This window comes from Pseudomonas sp. 22526 (assembly GCF_052044735.1).
GTDB lineage: Bacteria > Pseudomonadota > Gammaproteobacteria > Pseudomonadales > Pseudomonadaceae > Aquipseudomonas > Aquipseudomonas piscium.
Genome location: NZ_JBQENK010000014.1, coordinates 101,650 through 116,962, shown reverse-complemented (window position 1 = coordinate 116,962; position 15,313 = coordinate 101,650). Strand labels below are relative to the sequence as shown.

Below are 15,313 nucleotides of genomic sequence, written 5' to 3'. Positions count from 1 at the left end.
TCATGATCGTTCGCCCGGTACGCGTGACCGACCTGCCCGCGCTGATGGCCCTGGCCCAGCGCGCGGGCCTGGGGCTGACCAGCCTGCCGGCCAACCAGGAGCGCCTGACCCATCGGATTCGCTGGGCCCAGCGGACCTTTGCCGAGCAGGTGGAACGGGCCGACGCCGATTACCTGTTCGTGCTCGAAGACGACGACCAGCAAGTGATCGGCATCAGCGCCCTGACCGGCGCCGTGGGCCTGCGCGAACCCTGCTACAGCTACCGGGTCGGCATGACCGTCAATTCGGCGCCGCACCTGGGGATCCGGCGGCAGATCCCGACCCTGTTCCTGAACAACGAAATGACCGGCCAATCGGAACTCTGCTCGCTGTTCCTGCGCCCCGACCAGCGCCGTGATAGCAATGGCCGGCTGCTGTCCCTGGCGCGCCTGTTGTTCGTCGCCGAGTTCCCGCACCTGTTCGGCGCCAAGCTGATCGCCGAGCTGCGCGGCAAGGGCGACGAGAACGGCTGCTCGCCCTTCTGGAACAGCCTGGGCCGGCACTTTCTGCAGATGGATTTCGTCCAGGCCGATCACCTGTCCAGCCTCGGCCATAAACCCTTTATCGCCGAACTGCTGCCGCGCCAGCCGCTGTACACCTGCCTGCTCAGCGAACCGGCCCAGGCCGCGATCGGCCAGGCCCACGAAAACGCCGAGGCGGCGCTGGCCATCCTGCGCCACGAAGGTTTTGCCCATCAGGGCCATATCGACATCTTCGACGGCGGGCCGGTGATCGAGGCCGAGCTGAGCAAAGTCCGCGCCGTGCGCGAAAGCCAGGTGCTGCCGCTGCTGGTCGGCACCCCGGACGACGACGCGCCGACCTGGCTGATCCACAACCGCCGCCTGGAAAGCTGCCGCGTCACCAGCGCCCGCGGCCGCCTGGTGTCCGGCTGCCTGCTGGTGGATCGTCTCAGCGCCAAGCGCCTGCAACTGCAACCCGGCGACCTGGTGCGCGCCGTGCCGCTGCTCGCCACCCAGGCCAGGGCGGCTGCGGCCTGAACGCCTGATGACGGCGCTGGCCGATACGAGCAGCGCCGAGGGCCGCATCCTTCCGGGTCACAGACTCATTCAAGCTTGAACCCATCATCCAGCGGCACCCGGTAGCCGTTGGCCAGGCGATTGGTTTCGTTGGCCATGCCGACCACCGCCTGCAACTCGCCGAACATCTCATCGGTCATCCCCGCCTTGCGCGCCGCGGCAGTGTGCGAAGCAATGCAATACGGACAGTTGTTGGTGACGCTGACCGCCACGTAGATCAGCTCCTTGGTCAACGGATCGAGCGCCCCCGGCGCCATGATCTCCTTGAGGCTGTCCCAGGTACGCCGCAAGGTCGGCGGATGGGCCGCCAGGCATTTCCAGAAATTGTTCACCTGATCGACCTGACGAGTCCGCATGATGTCATCGAACACCGCGCGCACTTCGGGGCTGGCGTCGGTATATTCAGTGAGGTGGTTGCTGCTCATTGAAAGCTCCGCTGTGGGGGAACGAGGCTTTCGAGTATAGGCAGGGGGATAGGAGGTGCCGGTACCATCGCCATCGCGGGNATAACCCGTAGGAGCGAGGCTTGCCCGCGAAAGATCTCAAGACAAACGCGGTACCCGAGAAGCACCGCGTCATCTTCAATCGAGCACCACAATCACTGCCTGGCCGACAGCTCCATGATCATCCGCGCCAGCAGGTAGATGCGCGGCGCCACGCTGTCGACTTCGGCGTATTCCTCGGGGGTGTGGATATTGCCGCCGACGATGCCGAAGCCATCCAGGGTCGGCGTGCCGACGCCGGCCGACAGGCTGGAGTCCGCCGCCCCGCCGCTTCCCTCGATGGTCAGCTTGCGCCCCAGCTCGCCGTAGATGCCCTGGGCCATGGCCACCAGCGCATCGGACTTCTCGGTCTGCGGCATCGGCGGTAAACCGCGTTGTAAGGTGGTCTTGACTTCGGTGTCGGCGATCAGCTTGTTGGCCGAGACCCGCGCCAGATCCTTCTCGATGCGGTCGAACTCCTCCGGCACCGCCGCCCGCACATCCGCCTTGGCGATGGCCTGGTCGGGAATCACATTGGTGCGGTCGCCGGCCTTGAGCACGGTGAAGTTGATGGTGGTTTTCTTCGCTTCATCCCCCAGCTTGCCCAGTTGCAGGATCTGGTGCGCCGCTTCCATCGCCGCGTTGCGCCCCAGCTCCGGCGCGACCCCGGCATGGGCGGCCTTGCCCTTGACCTCCACCAGCGCCGTGGCGCTGCCCTTGCGCCACACCACCAGGCCATCGGCCGGGCGCCCCGGTTCCAGGTTCAGGGTCACGTCGTGGGCCTTGGCGGTTTTCTTGATCAAGTCGGTGGCGATCTCGGAACCGGTTTCCTCGCTGGCATCGAGCAGGAAGGTGATCTGGGCGTAGTCCTTGAACTTGAGGTTATCCAGGACCTTCAGCGCATAGATCCCGGCGACTATGCCGCCCTTGTCGTCCATCACTCCCGGGCCGTAGGCGCGACCGTCCTGGATGCGGAACGGCCGCTCGGCCGCGGTGCCTTCCTTGAACACCGTGTCCATGTGCGCCATCAGCAGGATCCTGGCCTTGCCGGTGCCCTTGAGGGTGGCCAGCACATGGCTGCCGCCGGCAGCGCCGTTGGGGACTTTTTCGATGCTGGCGCCAAGCTTTTTCAGTTCGGCGATGGCGATGTCGCTCACCTGGTTCAGCCCCGCCTCGTAGCCGGAGCCCGAGTCGATGTTCACCAGGCGCTCCAGCAGCTTCAGGGCGTCGCCCTGGTATTGCTGCGCATCGTTCTGTACTTGCGGGTGGGGTTCGGCGATAGCCTGGGTGGCCAGCAGGCCAAGGGCGAGGGTCAGGCCGATACGGGCGGCCAGCAATGAGCGAGGGGAAGTCTGCGTCATGAATCGGTCCTTGTTTCGTGTCGGAAGGTGCCCGCCCACCCTACCTGACAAATTCGCCCCCCTCCATGCTGGCGCAATGCTCTGCGAGCGGCCTCACAACGAGTTCAGCAGGACCTTTGGCGAGTGGTCGCCGCGGCGGCAACTGACCTTGTTGCGGCCGGTGGTTTTCGCCTCGTACAAGGCCTGGTCGGCATCGTTCAACCAGTCCAGGGCATCGCTATGGTCCGGGGAATAGGCAGCCAGGCCGATGCTCAGGCTGACCTGCAGCGCCGGGTTCTGCTCATAGCCCAATCCGCCGAAACGGCAACGCAAGGCCTCCATCAGTTCGGCGGCATGCTCCAGTGGCACGTCCGGCAGGATCACGCAGAACTCGTCGCCGCCGTAACGCCCAGCCTGGTCGCTGATCCGCAGGTTCTGCTTGAGCAGCTTGCTCAGCTGGCGCAACACGATGTCGCCGGCGACATGGCCATAGGTGTCGTTGATGGCCTTGAAATGGTCGATGTCGATCAGCGCGATGGCGCCGCCCTGGTTCTGGGTCGAGGCCTGGCGCCGGCAGCGCTGGAACTCGATTTCCAGCTGGTCCTTCCAGGCCCCGTGATTGAGCAGGCCCGACAGGCTGTCGGTACGGCTCAGGGCCAGCAATTCGCGCTTGTGCCGGGACAGCACATTGGCCTGCTGGTAGCAGATAAACCCCAGGGCCAGCGGATACAGGGTCAACATCGGCAGGCAGGCATAGAGTTGCAGCGAACTGCTCTGGGCCACGAAACCCGCGCCGAACAGCAGCAGCGCGAGGGCGATCCCCAGCGCTTGCGCCAGACAACCGGCAAGGAAAAAGGGCACGCCACCCAGGGCGATATTGTTCATCGCCATCAGCGACAGGGTGGTGGTGGTCGGCAGCGGGTTGAAGTGCATGGCCGCCACCCAGAACCCGCCGAGGAAGGCATCCACCAGCAGGTTGCGATGCTCGCCGCGAAACGGCACTGCCGAGCGGCGTGCCCACTGGTACGCCAGGTGCGGCCAGATGAAAGCATTGAACAGCATGAACGCCCAGACCCAGGGCGATGGATGCAGCGGGTACATGCCCGCGGCCACGCAGAAGAACCCCAGGGCCAGCCCCAGAATTCGCGTTTTGTACAGCCTCCTGGCCAGTGAAAGTCCCTTTCCTCCATTGTGCGGCGTCAAGGCCAAGTCGCCTCCGTTGAACGGTACGCAAGCCATGGGATGCGGTGGTGTTCAGAAGTCTATCAGCGCAACGGCAAATCGCCATCACCGCTCAGCCCCTGGAAACCGCGGTGGGTCAACGGGTCGGAGGGGCCATGTTCATCCCGTGAAAACCATCCGGCCGCCCTGCCCGCCTGCATTCATTTGCAGAATGAAGTCCGGAAGAAACTTCGTTTGTCAGCACACCCCGCGCCGACCAGAATCAGGCCCAGCCAACACCGCTACCCTCTTTGTCTCACTACGCCGGGAATCCTTGTTTATGAGCCTGCAGAGCTTCGTCAGCCCAGACCTGATCCGCCAACGTTTTTCACGGGCGATGTCGGACATGTACCGCGAGGAAGTGCCGCTGTACGGCGCCCTGATGGAACTGGTGGCCCAGGTCAACGCCGGGGTCCTGGGCAGCGACGAGAGGATCGCCCGGCAACTGCGCAGCACCGGCGAAATCCAGCGCCTGGACCTGGAGCGCCACGGCGCCATTCGCGTCGGCACCGCCACGGAACTGGCGACCCTGGGCCGGCTGTTCGCGGTGATGGGCATGCAGCCGGTGGGTTACTACGACCTCACCCCGGCCGGGGTGCCGGTGCACTCCACGGCCTTTCGCGCGGTGCATGAAAGCGCCCTGCAGATCAGCCCATTCCGGGTCTTCACCTCGCTGCTGCGCCTGGAGCTGATCGACAACCCGCAACTGCGCGACTTCGCCGAATCGGTGCTGGCCCGCCGGACGATCTTCACCCCCCGCGCCCTGGCCCTGATCGAGCAGGCCGAAACCCAGGGCGGCCTCGATGACAGCGCCGCCAACGAGTTCGTCGAGCAGGCCCTGGAAACCTTCCGCTGGCACCACAGCGCCACGGTCACGGCCGGGCAGTACCAGCAACTGAGCGCCCAGCACCGGCTGATCGCCGACGTGGTGGCGTTCAAGGGGCCGCACATCAACCACCTGACGCCACGCACCCTGGACATCGACCAGGTGCAAGCACTGATGCCCACCCACGGCATCACGCCCAAGGCGGTGATCGAAGGCCCACCGCGCCGTGAATGCCCGATCCTCTTGCGCCAGACCAGCTTCAAGGCGCTGGAGGAAGCCGTATCCTTCACCGACCAACCCGACAGCCGCGGCAGCCACAGCGCGCGCTTCGGCGAGATCGAACAGCGCGGCGCCGCCCTCACCCCCAAAGGCCGGGCGCTGTACGACCAGTTGTTGAACGCCGCCCGCGACGCCCTGGGGGACTTCCCCAACGAAGCCAACGCCCAGGGTTACAACACACTGATGGCCGAGCATTTTCACGCCTTCCCCGACAACCACGACGCCATGCGTGAACAGGGCCTGGCGTACTTCCGCTACTTCGTCAGCGACCAGGGCCTGGCCGCGCGCCAGCAGGCGGATCGGCCGACGAGCCTGGAGGCGCTGCTCCGCGCCGGGCATGTGCGGGCCGAGCCGCTGGTGTACGAGGACTTCCTGCCGGTCAGCGCCGCCGGGATCTTCCAGTCCAACCTGGGCGACGATGCCCAGAGCCACTATGCCGGCCACTCCAACCGGCAAGCCTTCGAGCGGGCCCTGGGGCGCCCGACTATCGATGAACTGCAGCTGTACGCCGACACCCAACAGCGCTCGCTCCAGGAATGCGCCACGGCGCTGGGCCTGCCGGCGCTCTGATTTTCCGTCCCACAGCATCAGCCAGGACGGCTGATGCTGGCCCTTTCCCGCACCCACCGCAGGGCAATGGCTACAGGGTGTTTCGCCAACCCTGATCGACAACATGCCGATACGAAACAGCCCGCCTCGCCCACTCCTCTCCTGCTTACCTTCCCATGACGCCTTCAGGCGCACCGTCAGTCGCCTGGGGGTCATTACCTCTTTTTATTTTGTCTCTATATGGATACAGTCACTCATGGATTACGAGATCCTGCAGACGACCGTCTTTGCCCAATGGCACACCAGACTACGGGACCTGCGCGCCAGGATAGCCATCGCTCGGCGTATCGAGCGGGCTTCGGCGGGCAACCTGGGCGATGTGAAAAACCTCGGCGGCGGTCTCTCGGAAATGCGCGTGAATCTGGGCGCCGGCTACCGCATCTATTTCACGGTTCGCGGCAACACCCTCATCGTCCTGCTGCTGGGCGGCGACAAGTCCACCCAGCCTGCCGATATCTGCCAGGCCCGTTCCCTGGCCAAGGAGTTCTGATATGTCCGACACACTGGTTCCCTTCGACATCGCCGCCCTGCTCGACAGCGACCAGGCGATCAGCGAATACCTGTCCCAGGTCCTGGCCGATGGCGAGACCGATGAACTGATCCGCGCCCTGGGCCATGTCGCCAGGGCCCGGGGCATGACGCAGATTGCCAAGACCACCGGCCAGGGCCGGGCCAGCCTCTACAAGGCCTTTGCCCCGGGCGCCAAGCCGCGCTTCGATACCGTGGTCAAGGTCATGCGCGCGCTGGGCCTGCAGTTGTGCACCACAGTGCCCCGAGGCTGAAGCTGGTCAAGACAGCGCCGGGAAGTACGAGGCAATAAAGGAAGACGTGGTGTTTGTCAGCTGGGTGGCTGGAGAGAACTGCTGAGAGGCCCTGGCAACCGCTGACGCCAGGCGTCGAATCTGTGCGGGTTGCATGAGCGGACTTGCAAAAATTCCAGGGCGGGAACCCCGAAGAGGGTGTTCGCCCAGTGCTCTGGCCTGGCAATCCATGCACCGGTAAAGAGCCCTTGCACCGGGCGAACGAGAACTATTTTAATCGAACAACAAAAGAAAGTCCGTGCACATATTCTGAAGAATTCTGAACACAAATCTGGCGGAAAATTTTGCATTCCGCTCACTTTCGTTCAACTCCTCTCACGGACCTCCCGAGATCCGGCGCGCCGGCCGCCACAACGACCAGCGCCCGGTTTCAGTCAACCTTCGTGCTGAGTAGTAACTTGCAATACATCGGTATAGGTCACCACCACGCTCTGGCCGACCTTGAGGTCTTTCAGCCGGGCCTGGACTTCCGGTTTTTCAACATCCAGGACCTTCTTGTTGCCCGCCGGCCCCTGGAAGGTCAGCTGATTTTTCTTCAGGTCGATAGCCGTGATCTTCAGCTGCACCTGCACCTGGCGATAGGCTTCACCGCCCGGGTTGGGATTGTCCTTGGTGGCGCGAACCACCCCGGTGCGTTCAGCGGAATTCGGCAGGCCTTTTTCCACATCGGTGTCCAGCACCGCCACCACCGCGTGAGTGACCCGCACATTGACCTGGTCGCCCACCTTCAGATGCCCCAGGTCCTTGGCCTGATCGCTGAGTTGTACATGCACCGGCTGGCCCTGGGCGCCTTCCAGCACCACGCGATGTTTGGCGGCATCCACGGAGAGCACCTTGGTCACCAGTTCATCGGCCTCCACGCTACCGGCCAACGGAATGTCGGCGGCGTAGGCATGCAGGCTGGCAGCGGACAGCAGAGTGGCCAAGGCAACGGCTTTGGCCAGAGAGTGAAGCGGCTTCATAGACATTCATCCCTGTAATTGAAGACAAGACCCGCGCCTTTCAGGTGCGCGGTGCCGCTTGAGCATAGACGCCATTGAGCACTTCACCTCGCTGGGCGGCAGTTTGTTGCACTACCGCTCAGGCGCCTCAGTAACCGGTCATTTCCAGATAACCGCTGCCGGTATGGCTGCCGCTCAGTTGCACCGGGCCTTCCCAATAAGGAATGCGTAGGTTCATCCAGGCCTTGGGGTTGAGTGCCTCGGCATTGACGTCAAAACCACGGCCGGGAATGCGCAAGCGCCAGCGGGTGGGCAGTGTGCGCCCGGCCACCTTGGAGTCCGCCAGCGGGGTGAGCTGGATATCCTCCTTGTGCAAGGTCTGGGTGTGGCCGCTGGCTTCGATCCAGGTGCCGGTGATGTAGGGCGGCTTGTGGTTTTCCCGCACGCGGAACAGCATCAGCCGCTCGCCGCTGTCCAGGTGCAGGGAGAACCAGTCCCAACCGCTCTGCCCGGCTCCCAGGGGCTGGCTGCTCCATTCGCGGTCGAGCCAGGCCGGGCCGCTGACCTGATAGGTCTGGCCATCGATCTGCAGGCTGCCCGAGGCCTGAAAAAACGGCTGGCTGTAGTAATAGGACGCCTGGCCCTGCTCGGACTTGCGGCTGTAGCCCCCTTCGCCCTGAAGCACCAGAGGCTGGTCGCTGCGCAGCTGCAAGCGGTAGGCGAAACCCGGGCCGCTAGCCTGCAGCTGCATATGCGCCAGGGGATCAGCGTCTGTGGACTGGCTGGTAAAACTCCAATCGTCGATCCAGGCCTTGAACGGCTGCGTGGTCACCCCGGCCTGCCCCACCCCGCCGCGGGCATAACGTTCGGCGGCGTGATGGGTGCTGGCCGAGGTTGCGGCGGCGTGGCCCAACCAGACATTGGGCGCCTGCCAGCCGGGTTGGTCGGGCTCGGCGCGCAAGGCGCTGCGAAACAGCGTCCACTGCACACCGAAGCGCTGACCGTCGCTGGCCTTGAGATCGGCGGTGAGGTACCACCATTCGATGCGAAAACCGTCATGGACGCCATGGTCCGCAGGGAAGCTGAACACCCGCCCCGGTACCACCTGGGTGAACGCCGCGGCGTCCTCGCCCAGGCCGGCGAAACCTTGCGCCGGCTCGTCGCCTTGATCGCAGCCGCACAGGGCCGATACCAGCAACAGGCCAAGCAGCCGATCAATCTTCATGGGCGAAGGTCCTGAGCAGATCCGCCGGTTGGCTGCGATACAGCCGCAGCAACGGCCAGGCCGATGCAAGCAAGGTGGCCAGTACCGCCAGGGCCAGCAGCTGCAGCAGTTGCAGCGGGAACACCCGCAACGGCAGGCGCCAGCCGAAGGCCTGGACGTTAATCACAGTATCCAGGCACCAGGCCAGGGCGATGCCCAGCGGCAGCGCCAGGAGCAAGGTCAGCAGCGCCAGCAGCCAGGTCTGCCCGAGATTGAGCAGCATCAACTGGCGCCGGCTCACCCCCAGCGCCCACAGCGGCGCGAGCTGGCCGAGGCGGCTCTGGCTCTGGGTCAGCAGGCTGATAAACAGCGCCACGCCGGCCACCCCCAGGGTCAGGCTGTTGAGCGCGGCGGTGGCGGCGAAGGTGCGTTCGAATATCTGACTGGACCAGCCCTTGAGCTGTGCCTGCTCGACGATGCGGCTGTCCTCAAGGCTGAAGCGCTGCTGCAAGGCGCTTACCAACGGCGCCACGGCGGACGGTTCGATACGCAGATTAAAGCGGTTGGGCGTCAGCTGCGGCCAGTGCGCCAGCAGGTGCTCGGCATTCACCAGCAGATGGCCCCTGGGGTTGCCGTAGTCGGCGTAGATCGCCACCACTTGCGGCGCCCACTGCCCCACCGGCACGGGAATATCCAGCCGATCGCCCAGCCGCACCTTGAGCCGGCGCGCCGTCTGCTCGCTGAGCATCAAGGTGTCGACGCTGGCCAGCTGGGTCCAGGGCTGCTCGCCCAGGGCCTCAAGCAAGGGCCAGTGCTGGCGGTAGCTGGCATGGTCGATCACCCCGTACAGGTCCGCCGGCCAGCCTTGCAGTTGCAACGGCACCTGCCAGCTGGGCAGTACCGCGGCAATGGCCGGCTGCCCGGGCAGCCAGCCTTGCAGCCCCCGCGCCTGTGCCGGGGTCTGCGGATTGATGTACAGCTCGGCGCTCAGGCGTTGGTCGAGCCAGTCGGCAAAGGTCTGGCGAAAGCCGGCGGTCATGCTGCCGGCGCCGATATTGGCGGCCAAGGCCAGCAGCAGCGCCATCAACGCCAGGCTCAGGGCCGGCAACTGCTGCCGGCAATCGGCGAGGAACCACTGCCCGAGCACCGAGCGGCTGCGCCCGAGCAGCGCGCTGAGCAATGCATTGAGCAGCACCGGCAAACCCAGGGCCGCTCCCAGCAGCAAGCCCGCCAGCAAGACGAAACCGCTGCCCAGGCTGTCGCCCCAGATCCAGGCCGCGCCCGCCAGCACTGCCAGGGCCGTCGCCACCCAGGCCTGACGCCGCAACCAGCGCGCATAAGCCTGGTGCCAGGCCTGGGGATCGGCCAGCGCCAGCAGCGGCAAACGCGCCGCCCGCAGCAGACTGTTGACCCCCGTCAGCAAGGCGCCGAGCAGGCTCAGGCCGATCCCGCTGAACCACCACCAGGGACTCAGGCTCAACCGCCCCGCCACCTCGGCGCCATACAGGCCGCGCAGGCTGGCGGCGACATCCGGCAACAGCACGCTGGCCAGCAGGTAACCGCTGAGCACCCCGGCCAGGCCGCCGAGCAAGGCCAGGCCGCCCAGTTCGACACAGAGGCAGGCAATCAGCATCCGCGCGCTGACCCCGCAGGCGCGCAGGGTGCGCAGCAGGCCGCGACGCTGCTCCAGGGCCAGGCCGATGGCGGCGTGCACGATAAACAGGCCGACCAGGAACGACAGGAAACCCAGGGCATCGAGGTTCAGGTGAAAGCTTTCGGTCAGGCGCGCCAGATCGTTTTCCTCACTACCGCGCTTGAGCACCAGCAGGCTCTTGAAGGCATCGGGCAAGGCCGGCGCGCTGGCGGCGAAATCCGCCGGCAACAGCAGCCGTGAGACCTGCTGCGGCAAACCCAGCAGCGGCTGGGCAAAACCTATATCCACCAGCAGCAGCCCCGGCGCCATGTCCGCCTGGCTGTGCAGCGGCGGCAGTGGCTGGCCGCTCGCGGTCGTCGGCCGATCGCCTTGGCGATAGCCGAGGGCTTCCAGGGTTTGCGGGGCGATCCAGGTGCTGCCCGGCGGGCTGACGAATTCGACCATGCGCGCGGAGTCCAGCACCTGGCCGGCGACCGCCGACCCGGCCGGCAACGACAGCGGCTCGATCCCCAGCAATTGCAGGCGCTGCTGTTCATGGCCCTTGAGTGTCAGCCGGCCTTGCACCACCGGCGACACCGGCCAGCCGGCCCGGCGCAGGCCGACGAACAGCTCCTGGGAAAACGGCACGCCGTTGGCCGTGGCCAGGCTGGCCTGGGGCGCGCCGCCGATCAGTTGGCTAGCCTTGGCGTAACTGTCCCGTGCCTGACTGTTGAGCGCCTGCACCCCAGTCAACAGGCTGGTGGCCAGCCACAGCCCGGTCAGCACACTGAAGAACTGCACCGGGTGCCGCCGCCAATGGCTGAGCAGCGCCCGCAGGCTGTGCCAGAAAACCCGCACCTCAGTGCTCGCCCGCGCCGGCCAGACGCCCGCCATGCAGCACCGCGATCCGCCCCAGGCGACTGGCGACGCGCTGGCTGTGGGTGACCATCAACAGGCTGGTGGGGGTATCGGCCAATAGCTCCAGCAACAGCTGCAACACATCGTCGCTGGTGGCTTCGTCGAGGCTGCCAGTGGGTTCGTCGGCCAGCAGCAGCCGTGGTTTGCCAGCCAGGGCACGCCCCAAGGCCACCCGCTGTTGCTGGCCGCCGGACAGCTGTTCCGGGTAGCGCCGCAGCAAATCCCCCAGGCCCAGGCGCTCCACCAATTGCGCCTGCCAGCGCTCATCGAAACGCCCGGCCAGCTTCGCTTGGAACCCCAGGTTGTCCTCCACCCGCAGGCTGCCGATCAGGTTGAACTGCTGGAACACCAGCCCGACTTCGGTCCGCCGCCAGTTGGCCAACTGGTTTTCGTTCATCCGCTCCAGCTGCTGATCGCCGATGCGGATGCTGCCGCGATCGACCTTGTCCAGGCCAGCGATCAGGTGCAGCAAGGTGCTCTTGCCACTGCCCGACTCGCCCATCAGCGCCAGGCTGCCGCCCTGCTCCAGATGCAGGTCGACACCCTGCAATACCGTCAACGGGCCCTGGGGCGTGGCGTAGCTTTTACAGACGGCTTGAACATCGAGCATGGGGTGGCTCTGGCAACGGAAGGCAGGCTCAAGGATAGCGCTTGTCGGAGCACGAGAGTTCGCGGCAGTAACCCCGCCCAGGGTTCAACCTGCGCTCAACGGTATTAAAACGGACTGTCCGAACCGCGGATGGGCAGTTGCTGCCCATCCTGGCTAAAAGCGACCTCATAGAAGTAACTGCAACACCGCGCCGGCAATCTGCCGGGTGAACCCTGACGTCCGGCGTAGCGTCGTTCCCGCAGGCCTGCTCCGCGAGCAAGCCTTTGTCGGTGGTCGTTACTTCGGTTGCTCCACGGTACGCAGATAGGGCTTCAGCGTCTTGAAGCCTTGCGGGTATTTCTTCCTGGCGTCCTCGTCGGATACCGAGGTAGGAATGATCACATCCTCGCCCGGGCGCCAGTTCACCGGGGTGGCGACGGTGTGCTTGGCATTCAGTTGCAGGGAATCGAGTAGGCGCAGCACTTCATCGAAGTTGCGTCCGGCGCTCATCGGGTAGACCAGCATGGCCTTGACCTTCTTGTCCGGGCCGATGATGAACACCGAACGCACGGTGGCGTTGTCCACGGCGGTGCGCGCGCCGCCACTGGCATTGGGGTGGATCATGTCGTAGAGCTTGGCCACCACCAGGTTTTCGTCGCCGATCATCGGGTAGTTGACCGCATGCCCCTGGGTTTCCTGGATGTCACCGACCCAGGCATGGTGGTCGCTGACCGGGTCGATGCTGAGCCCGACGATCTTGGTGTTGCGTTTGTCGAACTCCGGCTTGAGCCTGGCCATATAACCGAGCTCGGTGGTGCACACCGGAGTGAAGTCCTTCGGATGGGAGAACAGGATCGCCCACTTGTCGCCGATCCACTCGTGGAAGTGCAGCGGACCTTCGGTCGTGTCGGCAGTGAAATCGGGTGCTTCGTCGCCAATGCGGATTGCCATGTTTGGTCTCCTTGCAGTGACTGGGAGGGGGGAGCTGTGAGGGGCCGACGGTTGTTACGGCCCCGTTCGGGTATCTGCGTAAACCTGTCGGCGCGAATCAGTATAGGAGACACATCAGGGCCAGGTGAGCACCGACAAAAAAGCCCGGCAGTGCCGGGCTTTGCTCTCAGGTCCGCCTTCAGAAGCGGTAGTTGGCGCTCAGTTCCAGGGTCCGTGGCGCGCCCGGCGTGATCAGATCCACCGAGCCATGGGCCGAGGCGTAATAGTCCTTGTCGAAGACATTACGCAGGCGCAGGGCCATGTCCCATTTCGGCAGGTTGTACAGCAAGGCCGCGTCCACCGTGGTGTAGGCCGGCATGACCACCTGGTTGTCCAGGGCGGTGTAACGGTCATCGACATAGTTGGCCCCCATGCCGACACGCCATTCCTGGGTCAGAGAACGCACCAACCACAGATTGGCGCTGTGGCGCGGGGTCAGGGTCGGGGTCTGGCCTTCGTTGGCGACGCCGTTGGTACGGCTGTTGGACTTGGTGATCTCGGCATCCAGGTAGGCATAACCGGCATAGACCTGCCATTTGTCGCTCAACTGCCCGCTGGCGGTCAGTTCCAGACCATCGGTACGCTGCTCACCCGCCAGCACCAGCTTGCTCGGGTTCGCCGGATCGGTGGTTTTCATATTGGTGCGTTCCAGACGGAACAGCGCCGCGGTCAAGGCCAGGCGATTGTCGAACAGGTCCCACTTGCCGCCGATCTCGAAGTTGGTGGTCTCTTCCGGTTCCAGGTCCTGGTTGCTCGTACTCAGGGCGAACATTTCCGCGGACGGCTGGTAGGAACGGCTGACCGAGATGTAATAGGACTGGATCTGGTCAGGCTGATACACCAGGCCGACCCGCGGGCTCCAGGTGGTATCCGTCCGGGACAGGCTGCTGTGGGTCAGGTCGTCGGAATACTCCTGGTCGAACACGTCGTAGCGCACGCCCACCAGGGCTTTCCAGTGTGGCGTCAGCTCGATCAGGTCCTGCACGTAGAAGCCGGCGGTGTCCTGGGTGTTGCTGCCCTTGGCGGTCTGCCGGTTGGCCTGGAACGGCACATCGACCAGAGCATCGCGATACACCGGCACCCGCGCCACGTTGGACTGGCTGAACACCGACTGATCCTTCACCTGGCGCCCCAGCTCCACGCCATAAAGCAGGCTGTGGTTCATCCCGGCGAGCACCGCCTGCTGCTTGAGCTCGGTCTGGTTGAACCAGCCATCTTCCTTGCGCTGCACATTGCCGCGGTTGAGCTTCACCAGCAGTTCGCCATTGGGCGCGGTGACGAAGCGGGTCGGGCTGGAGTCGGCGAGCGTATTGTTGCGGTCCAGATCGTAGTGGTAGTAGCGGCTGGTGTTGCTCAGGCTGAAGTCGTCGTTGATGCGGTAGTCGACACCCGCCGTGAACGAAAACACCTCGCTGCGGGTGTAGTCGTCATCCGGGTCGGCGGAACCGAAGCGCTTGTCGCGGTCGACATCGACCGGGCGATTGCCGCGCGCCGGGATGCCGAAGTCGATCAGGCGCTTGTCGTACAGATAGGTAGCGCCCAGGTTCAGCTCCAGATCGTCCGAGAGCTTGAAGTAGGCCGACGGCGCGATGGCTTTGCGGTCGATATAGCCGTCATCGCGGAAGGTGTCGCTGTTCTCCAGCGCCCCCGTGACCCGGAAAGCCTTGTCGTTGTGCTGCTGATCGGCCCAACCGGCGTCGAACTGCGTGCGCTTCTTGCCTTCGCTGTCGAAGCTGACACCCACTTCCTGCTTGGGGGCGAAGTTGGGCTTCTTGCTGATGCTGTTGATCAGGCCACCGGACGAGCCGCGACCATAAAGCACCGCCGCAGGCCCCTTGATCACTTCCACCCGCTCGACATTGGACAGGTCGCGGAAATACAAGGCGTCGTCGCGAATGCCGTCGACGTACATGTCGCCAATGGCGCTGAAACCACGGATGGTGACCTGATCGCGCTGACCATCGCCGTTGGACAGGCCAACCCCGGGGACATTTTTCAGCACGTCCTCCATCGACTGCGCGCCCTGATCCTTGATCACGCTCTGGGGGATCACGTTGACGGTTTGCGGGATATCACGCAGCGGCGCATCGATCTTCAACGCACTCCTGCTCTCGGTCGGCATGTAGCTCTGCTCGCTGTACTCACTGTTCACAGCGGTGGCCGGAAGGGTTAGAGCAGACTCCGTTTCTGCCTGTAGATCAGGTACGACCAGAAGACCCAGCAACGACAGAGAGGCCGGGTAAATGCGCGATGAGACCACCATGAACACCTTTTGTAGGAATTATCGCGCGGATGATAACGATTATCTTTTGTAAGTAAATACAAATGATTACAATTTTTAATATTGACAGCGTTTGGGACGGGCGTCTCGATTTGGCAAGTGC

The 15,313-nt window shown here is 64.5% G+C and carries 13 protein-coding genes; 4 read left to right on the top strand and 9 right to left on the bottom strand.

From position 1 onward, the window contains the following. Positions 1–2: 2 nt before the first annotated feature. Positions 3–1,037 carry an arginine N-succinyltransferase gene (astA, locus tag ACTJKT_RS21290; RefSeq protein ID WP_440788441.1) on the top strand — a complete coding sequence of 345 codons (1,035 nt, stop codon included), beginning with the start codon at positions 3–5 and terminating at the stop codon, positions 1,035–1,037. 65 nt (positions 1,038–1,102) lie between these two features. Here the strand turns inward: astA and ACTJKT_RS21285 are convergent, their stop codons facing one another. The 3 genes from ACTJKT_RS21285 to ACTJKT_RS21275 form a co-directional block, all read right to left on the bottom strand. Continuing rightward, positions 1,103–1,501 carry a carboxymuconolactone decarboxylase family protein gene (locus tag ACTJKT_RS21285; protein WP_440788440.1) on the bottom strand — a complete coding sequence of 133 codons (399 nt, stop codon included), beginning with the start codon at positions 1,499–1,501 and terminating at the stop codon, positions 1,103–1,105. A gap of 173 nt (positions 1,502–1,674) precedes the next feature. Beyond that, the gene (locus ACTJKT_RS21280) at positions 1,675–2,919 is read right to left on the bottom strand and encodes a M20/M25/M40 family metallo-hydrolase (protein WP_440788439.1); all 1,245 of its coding nucleotides are present in this window, start codon (positions 2,917–2,919) and stop codon (positions 1,675–1,677) included. Positions 2,920–3,012: 93 nt separating this feature from the next. Next, the gene (locus tag ACTJKT_RS21275) at positions 3,013–4,137 is read right to left on the bottom strand and encodes a diguanylate cyclase (protein ID WP_440788438.1); all 1,125 of its coding nucleotides are present in this window, start codon (positions 4,135–4,137) and stop codon (positions 3,013–3,015) included. Positions 4,138–4,399: 262 nt separating this feature from the next. Between ACTJKT_RS21275 and hglS the strand changes: the two genes are divergently transcribed. From hglS to ACTJKT_RS21260, 3 genes are all read left to right on the top strand, one after another. After that, a complete protein-coding gene (gene hglS / locus ACTJKT_RS21270; protein ID WP_440788437.1) occupies positions 4,400–5,794 on the top strand; it encodes a 2-oxoadipate dioxygenase/decarboxylase HglS in 1,395 nt (464 codons plus the stop codon). A gap of 235 nt (positions 5,795–6,029) precedes the next feature. Next, on the top strand, positions 6,030–6,323 hold the full coding sequence (locus ACTJKT_RS21265) for a type II toxin-antitoxin system RelE/ParE family toxin (protein WP_440788436.1): 294 nt from the start codon (positions 6,030–6,032) through the stop codon (positions 6,321–6,323). 1 nt (position 6,324) lies between these two features. Beyond that, positions 6,325–6,615 (top strand): addiction module antidote protein, encoded by a 291-nt coding sequence (locus ACTJKT_RS21260; RefSeq protein WP_440788435.1) that lies wholly within the window; start codon positions 6,325–6,327, stop codon positions 6,613–6,615. 413 nt (positions 6,616–7,028) lie between these two features. Here ACTJKT_RS21260 and ACTJKT_RS21255 read toward each other — a convergent pair whose 3' ends face one another. The 6 genes from ACTJKT_RS21255 to ACTJKT_RS21230 form a co-directional block, all read right to left on the bottom strand. Continuing rightward, positions 7,029–7,616: a hypothetical protein gene (locus tag ACTJKT_RS21255; RefSeq protein ID WP_063429489.1), complete on the bottom strand. Its 588-nt coding sequence runs from the start codon at positions 7,614–7,616 to the stop codon at positions 7,029–7,031. A gap of 127 nt (positions 7,617–7,743) precedes the next feature. Then, the gene (locus ACTJKT_RS21250; protein ID WP_440788434.1) at positions 7,744–8,820 is read right to left on the bottom strand and encodes a lipocalin-like domain-containing protein; all 1,077 of its coding nucleotides are present in this window, start codon (positions 8,818–8,820) and stop codon (positions 7,744–7,746) included. Continuing rightward, positions 8,810–11,326, bottom strand: coding sequence for an FtsX-like permease family protein (locus ACTJKT_RS21245; protein WP_440788433.1), 2,517 nt, complete (start codon positions 11,324–11,326; stop codon positions 8,810–8,812). Before ACTJKT_RS21245 ends, ACTJKT_RS21250 begins: the two co-directional genes overlap by 11 nt. Further along, positions 11,292–11,960, bottom strand: coding sequence for an ABC transporter ATP-binding protein (locus ACTJKT_RS21240; RefSeq protein ID WP_440788432.1), 669 nt, complete (start codon positions 11,958–11,960; stop codon positions 11,292–11,294). Before ACTJKT_RS21240 ends, ACTJKT_RS21245 begins: the two co-directional genes overlap by 35 nt. Before the next feature lie 276 nt (positions 11,961–12,236). Beyond that, positions 12,237–12,890, bottom strand: a complete 654-nt coding sequence (locus tag ACTJKT_RS21235; protein ID WP_097302782.1) for a peroxiredoxin — start codon at positions 12,888–12,890, stop codon at positions 12,237–12,239. Positions 12,891–13,068: 178 nt separating this feature from the next. Next, positions 13,069–15,192 carry a TonB-dependent receptor gene (locus tag ACTJKT_RS21230; protein WP_440788431.1) on the bottom strand — a complete coding sequence of 708 codons (2,124 nt, stop codon included), beginning with the start codon at positions 15,190–15,192 and terminating at the stop codon, positions 13,069–13,071. Positions 15,193–15,313 lie beyond the last annotated feature (121 nt).

What these genes read in the sequence shown, in the direction of transcription:
- astA (WP_440788441.1), top strand. Translation starts at nt 3, where the DNA reads ATGATCGTTCGCCCGGTACGCGTGACCGACCTGCCCGCGCTGATGGCC.
- ACTJKT_RS21285 (WP_440788440.1), bottom strand. Translation starts at nt 1,501, where the DNA reads ATGAGCAGCAACCACCTCACTGAATATACCGACGCCAGCCCCGAAGTG.
- ACTJKT_RS21280 (WP_440788439.1), bottom strand. Translation starts at nt 2,919, where the DNA reads ATGACGCAGACTTCCCCTCGCTCATTGCTGGCCGCCCGTATCGGCCTG.
- ACTJKT_RS21275 (WP_440788438.1), bottom strand. Translation starts at nt 4,137, where the DNA reads ATGGCTTGCGTACCGTTCAACGGAGGCGACTTGGCCTTGACGCCGCAC.
- hglS (WP_440788437.1), top strand. Translation starts at nt 4,400, where the DNA reads ATGAGCCTGCAGAGCTTCGTCAGCCCAGACCTGATCCGCCAACGTTTT.
- ACTJKT_RS21265 (WP_440788436.1), top strand. Translation starts at nt 6,030, where the DNA reads ATGGATTACGAGATCCTGCAGACGACCGTCTTTGCCCAATGGCACACC.
- ACTJKT_RS21260 (WP_440788435.1), top strand. Translation starts at nt 6,325, where the DNA reads ATGTCCGACACACTGGTTCCCTTCGACATCGCCGCCCTGCTCGACAGC.
- ACTJKT_RS21255 (WP_063429489.1), bottom strand. Translation starts at nt 7,616, where the DNA reads ATGAAGCCGCTTCACTCTCTGGCCAAAGCCGTTGCCTTGGCCACTCTG.
- ACTJKT_RS21250 (WP_440788434.1), bottom strand. Translation starts at nt 8,820, where the DNA reads ATGAAGATTGATCGGCTGCTTGGCCTGTTGCTGGTATCGGCCCTGTGC.
- ACTJKT_RS21245 (WP_440788433.1), bottom strand. Translation starts at nt 11,326, where the DNA reads ATGGCGGGCGTCTGGCCGGCGCGGGCGAGCACTGAGGTGCGGGTTTTC.
- ACTJKT_RS21240 (WP_440788432.1), bottom strand. Translation starts at nt 11,960, where the DNA reads ATGCTCGATGTTCAAGCCGTCTGTAAAAGCTACGCCACGCCCCAGGGC.
- ACTJKT_RS21235 (WP_097302782.1), bottom strand. Translation starts at nt 12,890, where the DNA reads ATGGCAATCCGCATTGGCGACGAAGCACCCGATTTCACTGCCGACACG.
- ACTJKT_RS21230 (WP_440788431.1), bottom strand. Translation starts at nt 15,192, where the DNA reads ATGGTGGTCTCATCGCGCATTTACCCGGCCTCTCTGTCGTTGCTGGGT.